11 protein-coding genes are annotated in these 12,721 nt (G+C 60.8%); 7 read left to right on the top strand and 4 right to left on the bottom strand.

Features of this window, described 5'->3' with window-relative positions; genetic code table 11:
* Positions 1-106: 106 nt before the first annotated feature.
* From ACN0RV_RS03015 to ACN0RV_RS03030, 4 genes are all read left to right on the top strand, one after another.
* On the top strand, positions 107-2,107 hold the full coding sequence (locus ACN0RV_RS03015; protein ID WP_417345450.1) for an OmcA/MtrC family decaheme c-type cytochrome: 2,001 nt from the start codon (positions 107-109) through the stop codon (positions 2,105-2,107).
* 65 nt (positions 2,108-2,172) lie between these two features.
* Positions 2,173-3,105: a DmsE family decaheme c-type cytochrome gene (locus tag ACN0RV_RS03020; RefSeq protein ID WP_417345842.1), complete on the top strand. Its 933-nt coding sequence runs from the start codon at positions 2,173-2,175 to the stop codon at positions 3,103-3,105.
* A gap of 12 nt (positions 3,106-3,117) precedes the next feature.
* Positions 3,118-5,073: an MtrB/PioB family decaheme-associated outer membrane protein gene (locus tag ACN0RV_RS03025; RefSeq protein ID WP_417345451.1), complete on the top strand. Its 1,956-nt coding sequence runs from the start codon at positions 3,118-3,120 to the stop codon at positions 5,071-5,073.
* Positions 5,074-5,272: 199 nt separating this feature from the next.
* Entirely contained in the window at positions 5,273-5,434 is a 162-nt protein-coding gene (locus ACN0RV_RS03030) for a hypothetical protein (protein WP_417345453.1), read from the top strand.
* Positions 5,435-5,457: 23 nt separating this feature from the next.
* Here ACN0RV_RS03030 and ACN0RV_RS03035 read toward each other — a convergent pair whose 3' ends face one another.
* From ACN0RV_RS03035 to ACN0RV_RS03045, 3 genes are all read right to left on the bottom strand, one after another.
* Positions 5,458-6,105 (bottom strand): MBL fold metallo-hydrolase, encoded by a 648-nt coding sequence (locus ACN0RV_RS03035; RefSeq protein ID WP_417345455.1) that lies wholly within the window; start codon positions 6,103-6,105, stop codon positions 5,458-5,460.
* Between the two features lie 164 nt (positions 6,106-6,269).
* Complete coding sequence (locus tag ACN0RV_RS03040; RefSeq protein WP_417345457.1) at positions 6,270-6,917, bottom strand: MBL fold metallo-hydrolase; 648 nt, start codon at positions 6,915-6,917, stop codon at positions 6,270-6,272.
* A gap of 159 nt (positions 6,918-7,076) precedes the next feature.
* Positions 7,077-8,819, bottom strand: a complete 1,743-nt coding sequence (locus ACN0RV_RS03045) for a formate--tetrahydrofolate ligase (protein ID WP_417345459.1) — start codon at positions 8,817-8,819, stop codon at positions 7,077-7,079.
* A gap of 263 nt (positions 8,820-9,082) precedes the next feature.
* On the opposite strand from ACN0RV_RS03045, the gene ACN0RV_RS03050 reads away from it, so the two are divergent.
* Entirely contained in the window at positions 9,083-9,766 is a 684-nt protein-coding gene (locus ACN0RV_RS03050) for a lysoplasmalogenase family protein (protein WP_417345461.1), read from the top strand.
* On the opposite strand, the gene miaE is transcribed toward ACN0RV_RS03050, so the two are convergent.
* Complete coding sequence (gene miaE, locus ACN0RV_RS03055; protein ID WP_417345463.1) at positions 9,678-10,439, bottom strand: tRNA isopentenyl-2-thiomethyl-A-37 hydroxylase MiaE; 762 nt, start codon at positions 10,437-10,439, stop codon at positions 9,678-9,680. The two genes, ACN0RV_RS03050 and miaE, sit on opposite strands and share 89 nt — an antisense overlap.
* A 136-nt stretch (positions 10,440-10,575) precedes the next feature.
* Here miaE and ACN0RV_RS03060 point away from each other — a divergent pair, with 136 nt between their 5' ends.
* The gene (locus tag ACN0RV_RS03060) at positions 10,576-11,472 is read left to right on the top strand and encodes a LysR family transcriptional regulator (protein WP_417345464.1); all 897 of its coding nucleotides are present in this window, start codon (positions 10,576-10,578) and stop codon (positions 11,470-11,472) included.
* Between the two features lie 141 nt (positions 11,473-11,613).
* Positions 11,614-12,714 (top strand): efflux RND transporter periplasmic adaptor subunit, encoded by a 1,101-nt coding sequence (locus ACN0RV_RS03065; RefSeq protein ID WP_417345466.1) that lies wholly within the window; start codon positions 11,614-11,616, stop codon positions 12,712-12,714.
* The last annotated feature ends 7 nt before the right edge of the window (positions 12,715-12,721 follow it).

The raw sequence follows: 12,721 nt of genomic DNA on the forward strand, positions 1-12,721 counted from the left end.
TATAAATTGCATTGAATAGGCGCACAACTGAATCTTAATCAAGGCAGTAAGCGTCACTTGGTAAGGTGGTTAACAAAAAACCATCTCCAAAAGCAGGGAAATGATAATGATGATGATGAAAACCCCCAACTGGCGCCTGATGGCTACCGCAGCGGTAGTCAGTGCAGCGCTGTCCGCCTGTGGCGGCTCCGATGGCAATGATGGCAATGAAGGCAACCCCGGTCGTCCCGGCGGTGAGCCAGCCACCGAAGTCAACCAACTGAACCTGTCCGTTACCGACGTCAGCTTCGACAATGGCCTTCCTGTCTTCAAGGTGCTGGCCACCAATGAAGAGGATGAGTCCGTTGTTGGCCTGCAGGGCATGAAGATCAACGTGGCTCAGCTGCTGCCCGCCGGTCACAAGACCGTAGGCGACAGCACCATGTGGCAGGTTGCCGGTCACGACAGCAAGTATGGTGCTGCCGAGATCGTCGATGAGAAGAACGGCTACTACAGCGTGACCTTCTCCTCTCTGGAAAAAGCCCAGCTGGATCCTGATTTTACTCGCCGCCTGAACATTGTTGTTCCCGCCGGCACCCTGACAGACGGTTCCACCACCGTTCCCCAGGCCGAAGTGGCCTTTGACTACAATGCCGCCGGCGCCGCTGCCGACTACACCCGAAACATTGTGGCCATCGATTCCTGTGCCGCCTGTCACGGCGAAGGTGAAGCGATTAAGCACAGCTACACCAACCCACAGACCTGTGCCACCTGTCACGATGGCATGAAGGCAGACGGTGGTCGCACCAATCGCAGCCTGACCGTTCTGGTTCACGATGTGCACCAGGTTGCCGCCGAAGCCGGTGAATACCCCACCGACCGTGCCGCCTGTAACGTCTGCCACCTGACCTCCGAGCCAGAGGCCGACCTGGCCCTGACCGAATGGGGCAACTGGTCCATGGTTCCTTCCAAGACCACCTGCTCCAGCTGTCACACCGACAACGCTCACATCAATGAGCAGCCTGACAGCTCCACCTGTGCCACCTGCCACACCGCAGAAGGCACCGGCGTAGTGACCGGCACCATCGAAGCCCACCTGGGTGAGTGGAATGAGGCCGCCAAGGTAATTGCCCAGTGGGGCAACACCACCGAGCTGAGCTACGATGCTGAGAACGACAGCACCAGCATCTCCGTAACCATCACCGACGCCCAAGGCAACAAGCTGGACGCCAACGAGGTTCTGCCTAAGCTGAAGCGCGTCGAAGTACTGACCAATGTTGGTCCTAACTACCCCGTACTGAGCTACGGCACCGGCAGCCACCAGGATGCGGTAGTCAATGGTGAACTGGCCTCCGGCACCACCATCGTAGATGGCAACTTCGTGATGCCCATCACCGACCATGACGGCAACCCTCTGCCTTATGGTGCCGCTGGTGCTGATGACGACACCGCCTTCTCCTTCATTGGCGTTGCGGCCTGCACCCAGGGTGACACCATTGTGGATTGTGCCGACGTGGCTGACCCCAACGACGTGGCCAACTACACCGGTCTGAAAGCCAACCTGGCCTTCGTCACCAAGTCCGGTGAAGCCGCTTCCAAGCGTCACTCCGACTCCCTGGATTTCACCAAGTGTGAAGGTTGCCACAACGAAAACTGGCAGATTCACAAAGGCTACCACTCTGGCTTCGTCCTGACCGATGTGGCCGAAGGCCTGACTGGCTGTGTGACCTGTCACACCCCAGAAGGTACTTACTCCTACGCCAATCAGGGCGCCATCGAGCAGAAGCTGCACGTGACCCACAAGGACAAGGCCATTGTTGGCGACTGTGCCCAGTGCCACACCAGCTTCAACCTGGACTCCTTCAAGAAGAAGGACGTGATCAACACCGGCATCGTTGATGGCGGCAGCGGCTTCAACCCCGCCGACGCCCGCTACGGCACCCCGATCACCGCCACCTGTGCCAGCTGCCACGATTATGAGGGCGCCATCAGCCACATGACCGGCGGCACCTTCGGCAACGGCGTATACAACGGTGAGAAGGCTGACGCCCAGCTGGCCGTTTCCGCTGAGAACTGCCTGGTCTGCCACGCTCCCGAAGTGGTAAACCACGGCAACGTCAAGTTCTAAGGCGTTGGGGAGGGCTTTAGCCCTCCCCTTGTTCGGATCACAGTTAGGAATACCTTATGAAACAGATGAAATGGTTAACCCCCCTGGTGGCCGGCCTTGCCCTGCTTACCGGTCTGGGTGCAACCGCCGCGCCTTGGGACAAGATGCCCGACGCGGAAGTGGAGCAGATCCTGGACACCAAGTTTGCCGAGGGTAAATACTCCAAGAAGGGCGCCGACGGCTGTCTGATGTGCCATAAGAAGAACGAGCAGGTAATGGCGATCTTCAAGGGCGTACACGGCAGCACCAACAGCAGCAAGAGCCCCATGGCCGGCCTGCAGTGCGAAGCCTGTCACGGCCCTCAGGGCAAGCACAACCGTGGTGGTAAGGAACCGATGATTCAGTTCGGTGCCGACGCCCCCATCCCAGCGGCCAAACAGAACAGCGTCTGTCTCTCCTGTCACCAGGATGGCGAGCGCATGGCCTGGCACTCCTCCACCCACAACCTGGAAGAGGTGGCCTGTGCCTCCTGCCACAAGGTACACACCGACAAGGATCCTATCCTGGATCGTCATACCGAAGTGGATACCTGCACCGCCTGCCACAGCCGCCAGAAGGCGGACATGAACAAGCGCTCCTCTCACCCGCTGAAGTGGGCGGACATGAGCTGCACCGACTGTCACAACCCGCACGGCTCCATGTCAGAAGCGGCCCTGAACCAAGTCTCGGTCAACGACAACTGCTACCAGTGTCACGCCGAGAAACGCGGCCCTTTCCTGTGGGAGCACGCTCCTGTGACCGAGGATTGCTCTCTGTGTCACAACCCTCACGGCAGTGTTAATGAGGGCATGCTGACCAACCGTGCTCCTCAGCTCTGTCAGCAGTGTCACACCAACCCTCACAGTGGCAACAGCATCAATGGTAAGCCAAGCGTGTTTACCTCCGGTCAAAGCTGTTTGAACTGCCACAGCCAGATTCACGGGTCTAACCACCCTGCCGGCAAAGCGCTGCAGCGCTAAGGAGAGGGAAGCATGAGATTCAGATATAACCTGATCACCCTGGCCCTCGCCGGCGTTTCCGGCATGGCAATGGCGGGTGGTTACAGCATCCAGGAAGCCAACCTGGACAAGATCAACACCGACAAGTGGTCCTGTAAGCGTTGCGTCGTCGAGTACGGTGCCCAGGGCAGCGTTGGTGTGGCCGCCGGTGCGGTGGACAGCGACAACGAGCGCTCCGCCAACTACTTCGGTGCGGAAGACGGTGCCTTCGGTGCCTTCAACTCCGACCTGAAATACACCTCAGAGTCCGGCTATGGCGCGTCTCTGGAAGCCCGCAACCTGGGCATGGACAATGGCGAAGCCCGCCTGGCTGCCGGTCACGGTGACACCTGGAACGTGGCCGTGGAGTACGGCAAGCTGGTCACGGTGAAGAACGACCACGCCCAGTCCAACTACTCCGTCGTCGGCAACACCTGGGTAGCAGGGGATCTGCAGGAGCAGACCCTGGAGACCGAGCGTGAGCGCTATGGCGCCGAGCTGAGCTTCGGTGGCGAGATGTGGCAGACCTATGCCAACTTCCGTCGCGAAGATAAGACCGGCCTGAAGGAAGCCTCCATCTGGGGTGGTACCCCCACCAATGTGGCCAAGCCGGTAGACAGCAGCACCGACACCTGGGAAGCCGGGGTCAAGCTGCAGGGTGAGCAGTGGTTTACCCAGCTGGCTTACCTGGCCTCCAGCTACGACAACAAGGTGGACGTGCTGAACTTTGGCGCGGTTCAGGGTGCCTATCAGGACGCTCCGGACAACGATGCCTACCAGGTGATGGCCAATGGCTTCTACAGCTTCGGTCGCACCCAGGTTTCCGGCCGCGTCTCCTCCGGTGAGATGACTCAGGACCAGGATCTGCTGGTGGTCAACAACGGCATCGCCGGTTTCGACGGCAAGATCGAGACCCTGGATGCCAACCTGAAGCTGACCTCCATGGCGACCAACGCCCTGCGCCTGACCGCCTCCGTGGATTACAGCGAGCGTGACAACTCCTCTGACATCCTGGTGACCGAGCTGGCGCTGGACCCCAACTCCGGTGACGCCGCCGAGTACCAGGCCTACGACGTAGACCGTACCACCTATAAGCTGGGCGCAAGCTATCGCATTGCCCGCGGCTACCGGGTGGACCTGGGTTACGACCGTAAAGAGGTGACCCGCAGCGCTCAGGACCGCGAAGACACCACAGATGACGCCGTCTGGGGTCGTGTTCGTGTGACCGCCTTCGACGCCTGGGACATCGCCCTGAAGGGTGGCTTCTCCAGCCGTGATGGCACCACCTACACGGTTACGGGTAACAACAACGACCTGATGCGCCGCTATAACGTGGCCGACCGGGATCGCAGCGAAGTGGAACTGCGCGTCAGCCACACCCCTCTGGACCGTCTGACCGTGGATCTGAGCGGCTACTACGCCCTGGATGACTACGACAAGTCCGAAGTGGGCCTGACCGAGGCCGAGGATTATGGTTTCGACGCCACCCTGGCGTTCCAGCACACCGAGCGTTTCAACACTCACCTGTTCTTTGGCAAGCAGTGGATCTTCTCCGAGCAGTCCGGCTCCGTGTCCGGTCCTGCCAGCTGGGATGCCAAGGTGGAAGATGAGTTTGAGCACTTTGGCCTGGGCTTCACCTACAGTGGTCTGATGGCCGAGAAGCTGGTCCTGGGCGGCGATTACGTCTACGCCGACTCCAACAGTGACACCACTTCCGGCTTCAGCGAGTATGACGGCTACTTTGCCACCAGCTACAACCTCAACCTCTACGGCACCTACGCGGTGAACCCTGCCCTCTCCCTGAGGCTGGACTACCGCTTCGAGCGCTACGAGGACGCGGACTACGCTGCGGTAGAGCAGGACGTTGTACCTAACCTGATCACCCTGGGTGACCTGAACAGCGACTACAACGCCCACATGGTGATGCTGTCGGTGAACTACAAGCTGTAAACCAGTAATGATGATGGATAAGGCCGGTCTTGGGACCGGCCTTTTTTTGCCCCTCTGAACTCACTCTGAATCAGCCTCTGATAATCCCGCTCATTTCTTGAGCTGCCCCTGCCCGGTCGCTATTCTGCCCTGGCTGACGCGAAAGCGTCCTAATCCAGGCCAAGGAATGGACCTTCTCACCCCTAAGAGGAGATACACCATGACCGATTTGACTGTACTGGGCAATCCCGCCTCCATGGAGTTTGTGAAGCTGACTTTTCTGGCCGGGCTGCCGCTGCTGGCCTATCTGATCTACGACATCATCAGCATCGACCGCCAGCCCAGACTGTGGCAGACGCAGACGAAAAAAAACCGGCCCTGAGGCCGGTTTTTCCGTTTTTGTGACTAAGCCTGAAGCTGGTTGTCCGCCACATAGGGGTTGAGGCGGCGCTCCCGGGCGATGGTGGAGTTGGGGCCGTGGCCCGGAACAAACTCCGTCTGTTCTCCCAGAGGCCAGAGCACCTGGGTGATGGAGCGAATCAGATCCGCCTGGTTGCCGCCCTCAAAATCGGTGCGTCCCACCGAGCCGGCGAAGATCAGGTCGCCCACAAAGGCGATGTCGGCGTCAGGGTTATGGAACACCAGGTGGCCAGGGGTGTGACCGGGCGTGTGCAACACCTCCAGGGTCAGACTGCCCACCTGGATACTGTCCCCCTGGTCGAGGTAACGCTCGGGCATAAAGGCCTCCACCATGGGAAAGCCATAGGTGCGGGCCTCCTGGGGCAGCATGTCCAACAGGAACTGGTCATCACGGTGAGGCCCCTCTACCGGCACCCCCAGCCGCTGTGCCAACACCCGCGCCACCCCAACATGATCGATGTGACCGTGGGTCAACAGCACCCGCTCCAGCGTGAGCCCCCTCTCTTCGATGGCATTGAGCAGCAGCTCGGCATCGCCGCCGGGGTCGATAATGGCCGCCTTGTTGGTCTGGGTACACCAGAGCAGGGAGCAGTTGGTTCGGTAGGAGCTTACCTGTAGCACCTGATACTTCATTGTCACACCTCAAAACTCGCAGTGGCGCAAGCCTACCATGGTGTCAAAGCTGCGGCTGGGCTGAGCGCCTGGAGGATTGCAGATCTTTGACCCCGCCCCCGAATCCGCTTTCCCGAGGCACAAAAAAGCCGGCCCAGTGGCCGGCTTCCGTTGCCCCTGACCGACTAGCCACCCAGGACCGCGTCGGCAACGAAGGGGTTGGAGCTGCGCTCCTGACCAAAGGTGGAGTTGGGGCCATGACCAGGCACAAACTCGGTGTCACCGCCCAGGGGCCACAGTTTGCCGGTGATGGAGGCGATAAGATCACCATGATTGGACATGGGGAAGTCGGTGCGGCCAATGGAGCCGGCAAACAGTACATCGCCTACGAAGGCCAGACCGGAATCGGCATTGTGGAACACCACATGGCCTGGGGTATGGCCCGGAGTGTGCAGCACGTCCAGGGTGACGTTACCCACTGCCACCTGCTCGCCATCTTCCAGATAGCGATCCGGGGTGAATGCCTGAGACAGGGCCAGACCAAACATCTGCGCCTGCTGTGGCAGCTGATCCAGCCAGAACTGATCCGCCTTGTGGGGACCCACCAGCGGCACGCCCAGCTGATCCGCCAACATGCGGGAGGCGCCAGCGTGGTCGATATGGGCATGGGTCAGCAGCACCTGCTCAACCTCGATTCCCAGCTTATCGATGGCCGCCTGAATCCGTTCCAGGTCACCGCCGGGATCGATCACCGCTGCCTTATTGGTTTCACTGCACCACAACAGGGAGCAGTTCTGCTGGAAGGGGGTGACAGGCACAATCTGGTATTTCATAACTCACACACTCACCAAAAACTGAGGGCTTAGGGTACCACAGGGGGCCCCCAGTCCAAACGCCCCTAGTTTAAACAGGGTCTTTCCTACTCAAAAGCCTGAAAAAACGCCCCTATCGAGGGGCGTTTTCGCTGGTTTATCTTAGTTTCCGCTTCGGGCTCACTCGTCAATGCCGGTGATGTTGCCCTCATCATCGATGTCGATGCTCAGGTAGGCGGGCCGCTCCGGCAGGCCCGGCATGGTCATCACATTGCCAGTCAAGGCATAAACGAAGCCAGCACCGGCACACAACCTCAGGCCACGAACCGGCACGGTAAAGCCGCTGGGCACCCCTTTGAGGGCAGGGTCATGACTGATGGAGAGCGGCGTCTTGGCCATGCACAGAGGCAGATTGCCGTATCCCAGCTCGGTCAGGCGGTCGATATCACTGCGCGCCTGCTCAGAGAGCTCAATGCCATCGCCACCATAGGCCACCTCGGCCAGGGTCAGCAGCTTGGCCTCCAGGGGCTGCTCCAGCTCATACAGAGGGCGGAAATCCGCAGGCTGCTGAAGGGCAACCATCACCGCCTCCGCCAGCGCCTGGGCACCTTCACCGCCTTTGGCGAAGGCTTCCGATAGGGCCACGCTGGCTCCGGCTTCCTTGACCCTGGCTTCCAGCCAGGCCAGCTCCATGTCGCTGTCATCGGGGAAACGGTTGAGGGCTACCACCACGGGCACGCCGTAGCGGCGGGCATTGTCGATGTGCCACTTCAGGTTGGCAAATCCATCGGCCAGGGCGACGAGATCCTCCTGGAACAGGGCGTCGGGCAGGGGCTGGCCAGGGCGCAGGTCATAACGACCCGAGTTGGCTTTCAGGCCTCGAAGTGTCGCCACCACCACGGCGGCATCCGGGCCTCGGCCGGCGGCGCGCGCCTTAATGTTACAGGCTTTCTCAAAGCCCATATCGGAACCGAAGCCCCCTTCGGTCACCACCACATCCGCCAGACCCAGGGCGATACGGTCGGCGATCACCGAGGAGTTGCCATGGGCGATGTTGGCAAAGGGTCCTGCATGCACCAGGGTAGGCACTCCCTCCAGGCTCTGCATCAGGGTAGGCTGGGCGGCCTCCTTCAGGATGGCGGCCATGGCGCCGGCAACCCCGATCTGCTCGGCGGTCACTGGCTGATTGTGTTCGTTGTAGGCCAGGACCACCTGCCCCAGGCGCTGGCGCAGATCCTTAAGATCCTTGGCCAGGGCCAGGATGGCCATCAATTCGGAGGCGGCGGAGATGTCGAAGCCACTCTCGCGCTCCAGACCGTTGACGGTTTTGCCCGGCTCATTGAGACCGATGCGGATTTTGCGCAGGGCGCGGTCGTTCATGTCGACCACACGATTCCAGACGATCCCCTCCGCAGTGACGCCCAGCCGTGGCAGGCCGGAACGGGCCTCAAACTGGTCGCCCTGGCGCTGTTCATGGTAGGCACGGGCATCGATGGCGGCAGCCGCCAGGTTGTGGGCCGCGGTCACGGCATGAATGTCGCCGGTCAGGTGGAGGTTCATCTCCTCCATGGGCGCCACCTGGGAGTAACCGCCACCGGCGGCACCGCCCTTGACCCCAAACACCGGACCCATGCTGGGCTGACGGATGCAAGCCATCACCTTCTGGCCGATGGCCTTGAGTCCCTGGGAGAGGCCAATGGTGGTCACGGTTTTGCCTTCACCCAGGGGCGTGGGGGTGATGGCAGTCACCAGCACCAGCTTACCCTGGGGCGCGGCGCTGGCGCGCTTGAGCAACTGGTGGCTGAGCTTGGCTTTGTACTGCCCCTGGGGCACCAGCTCTTGCGGCTGGATGCCTGCGGCGGCAGCGATGTCAGTGATGGGGGCCAAGTCAGCAGATTGAGAGATTACGATGTCTGATTTCATTATTATTTTCCGGGTACGACCTTGAAGCCGCGCACATTGTACTGGAAAAGGGGCCTAATTCAGACACCTTTTTATCAAATTTGGACCAAGGTCGTAGCTGGCCCCAAAATCGTGCAAACTGAGCAATTTACTTATTAATTCATGACCTTAGGTGAAACCACGACGTACACTCTGGTTTCCATCCTGTTGCTGCGGGTAAACAGCACAATGGAAGCTTTTGATTTAAGGAGGCAAAATGGGCTTTTCTCCATTCAAGGATGATGATGGATAACCGCCACCTGCCCTGGTTGCTGGCCCTGGTCACTGCCATTGCCTACACCGCCGTTGAGGCGTTTCGCCCCTTTCCCTTCAGTTGGCTGCTCAAGGCACTGCCGGCACTGGCCCTGCTGCAGTGGAGCCTGGGACGTCATGTTCTCGGCCCCCGCCCCCTGCTCTACCTGGCCCTGGCTGCCGCCGCCTGTGGTGACATCGCCCTGGACTTTGGCCACAACTCCCACCTGGTGCCGGGCCTGGGTGCCTTCAGCATCACCCAGCTGTGTCTGTGTCTGCTGCTGTGGCGACAAGCGCCGGGCCGCCCAAGCTGGCAGTGGGTCACTCTGCCTGTGGGCACCCTGGTATTTCTGTGGCTGATCTGGCCCTATCTGGATGGCCGGGCACCACTGCTGGCCCTCTACAGCCTGCTGCTGACCGCCATGGTGATGGGGGCGGTACGGGCCAACCTCAACTGGCAGAGCCAACTGGGGGCGGCGCTGTTCCTGATCTCCGATTCGATGATCGCCATCGACACCTTCGTCTATCACTCCCAACTGGGCATGACCACCATCTTCGTCACCTACTTCGCCGCACTGATGCTGCTGGTCACAGGGCTGACGGCACCCCGGAGTGAAAGCGGAACAGGGCGTCCGGTTCGGCAACCAGCCGCCACTCCGCCTCGCCAATCTCCCTGACCCGCTCATCGATGGGCTCAGGGCTGGCCAGCTGAGCCAGGGCCAGGTAATCCTGATAATGGCGGGCCTCCGAGCGCAGCAGGGAGAGATAGAATCGCTGTAGCTCCGTATCCATATGGGGCGCCAGGGCGGCAAAGCGCTCGCAGGAGCGCGCCTCGATGTAGGCGCCGATGATGAGGCGGTCCACCAGCACCCAGGGGTCGCTGCTGCGCAGCAACTGCATCAGCGAGGCCGCATAGCGGGAGGCGCGGATGGGCTCGATGGCTATGCCCCTGGCCAGCATCAGCTCACGCACCTGCTCGAAATGGTGCAGTTCCTCCTTGATGAGGCGCACCATCTTCTCCACCAGGGGGCCCGCCAGGGGCGCATCCGGGCGGCAACTGAGTCCTGCCGGGGTCACCTCGCTGGCCATCGCCTGCTGCCCTTGGGCCAGCTGAGGGCGATAGACCCTGTCCTCGAAGGGACGAATCCACCCTTGCAGCCGCTCACTGCCTCCCTTGTCCAGGGCGTAGCGCCTGAGCAGCCACACCGCGGTCTGTGCCGCCTTCAGTTCGCACAGCAGATGGTCCTGCAGCACCACCGCCAGACGCTCCGGTCGTCTGGCCTCCTCTATCCATGCGCCTGGGGTCTCCCCGTGCAAAAAAGCCTTAACCGGCGCCAGTAATCTCTCCACTGCCCCACTCCCTGTGGTTGATACCTCGATGGAGCGCATGGTATCGCCCGGGTCGGGGCGAAACAAGGGGAGGGTTTGCCCCGGGTTCAAGCCGAGGTGATACACTGGTATGCATGTCCACTGAACATCTAACGTCATGAAAACCGAGGATCTCTCCCTGTTTCTGCTGGTGGCCGACTGCGGCTCCATCACCCAGGCGGCCGATGCCGCCGATCTGCCGGTGGCCAACGTCAGCCGCCGCTTGCGCCAATTGGAGGGGGAGTTGGGCTTTCCCCTGTTTGCCCGCACCACCCGCCAGTTGAGGATCACCGAGGAGGGACAGCAGTTCTACCAGCAGGTGCAGCCGATGCTGACAGAGCTCAGTGCCACCATAGAGAGCCTCAGAGGCCAGCGCAGCAAGCTCTCCGGCAAGCTGCGACTGCAGCTGTTTGCCGACTCCAACCTGGTGCTGCCTTTCCTGCAGAAGTTTCAAAAAGCCCACCCCGAGGTCACCTTCGACGTCGAAGTCCCCGGCAAGGAGCTGGACCTGCTGGAACATGGATTTGATTTGGGGATGCGCATCGGTCCACAACGAGACTCCTCTGAAGTGGCCCGACTGGCAGGCAAGCTCAGGCGCATGGTGGTGGCTTCTCCAGATTACCTGTCCAGGCACGGCCGCCCCGACACCCCTTCCGCGCTAAGCCAGCACAACTGCATTACGTTTCGCATGCCCAATGGCAGGCTGGACAACCTGTGGCAGATCCAGGGGGGCGAGCAGGTGGAGGTCAAAGGGGATTTTGTGGTGAACCAACAAAGCCTGCTGGATGACCTGGTATGCAGTGGCCATGGCATCGGCTTTCTGCCCAGCATCATCGCCATCCCACTCATCCAGCAGGGGCGACTGGTGGAGTTGTTTGAGGGAGACGATGAGCAAGCAGAGGAGATCTGGCTTATCTATCCCTCCCGACGCCACCCAAGCCAGCTGTCCAGGGCCTTTATCGACTTCGCCCTGGAGGAGGTTCGAGGCAACCCAGCCTTCCAGTTATTGAGATAAAGCAGAAAGTAATACCGCCAAGCATCTTAAAAATCACACCGATTCTCTCATTTTTCGATAAAGTCATTTTGACTGATGCCGGTTCATCCCTGGAGGGGCAGCCCATAGACTTGCGGCACACTCCCCAAATTCGAGGCTTTGATGAACCGCTTTTCCACTCCGGTCACCGCTGTGGCCCTCAGCCTGGGCCTGCTGCTGCAGGGATGCACCCCTCAGGCTCAGATCGTCGCCGATAAGACCCCGCGCCCAGTCCGGGCGGTAGTGCTGTCTCAACCCCAGTCCATGGAGCTGATCTCCCTGCCGGCCACCCTGGAGCCCGTTGAGCATGCCCAGCTGGCGTTTCGGGTCGCCGGGCCGGTACAGAGTGTCCAGGTACACCAGGGCCAGCGTGTTCGCAAAGGCGACGTGCTGATGCAACTGGATCCCCACGATTTCGAAGTGCAGATCGCCGAGTACCAAGCCAGGTTGATTGAGGCCAGGGCCCAGGCCAATCAGGCACAGCAGGAGCGCGCCAGGGTGGCCGCAGCAGACAGGGACGATGCCATTGCCCGGGTTGAACTGGACCGGGCCAATACCGCGGTAGAGCGCACCGCCGCGGCGGTGACCATAGTGGAGCAGCGATTGCAGATGATGCAGGACGCCCTTCGCTACTCGGTGCTGACCGCCCCCTTCGACGGCGTGGTCTCCAGCGTGGCCATCGAGGCCCATGAACAGGCTATCCCGGCGATGAACGTGCTGACCCTGCATGGCGAAGCTGGGTTTCAGGTAAGGCTGGACCTGCCTGAGCAGTTAGCTCATCGCGTTCATATCGGCATGAAGGCGGCACTGAAGCTGAAAAATCACCCGGGGGAGTTTGAGTCGCAGATCTCCGAAATCAGCCACTCTGCCAGCCTGCTCAGTCGCACCTTTCAGGTAACCGCCACCCTGGACCACCAGCCACTGGGCGCCTGGCCGGAGCAGACCGGCCTGATGACCCTGGCTCTGACCTCCAGTCAACACCCCGGCTTCCTGCTGCCGAGCAGCGCGGTGCAATCTCAGGGAGAGTCGACCTATGTCAGTGTGGTCGACAACGGCCGGGCAGCACGAATCCCGGTAGAGGTGGTTGGCTATCAGCGTGACCGGGTTCGGGTGCAGGGCCAGCTGCAACAGGGGGATGTAGTGATGATCTCAGGGGCCCCCTATTTCGACGACGGCGCACAAGTGGGTGACATTCTGCTTGGTGACCGCCAGGTTGTACTGTGAGGGCCCC

It is taken from the genome of Ferrimonas sp., assembly GCF_048263965.1.
In the GTDB taxonomy this organism is placed as follows: Bacteria; Pseudomonadota; Gammaproteobacteria; order Enterobacterales; family Shewanellaceae; genus Ferrimonas.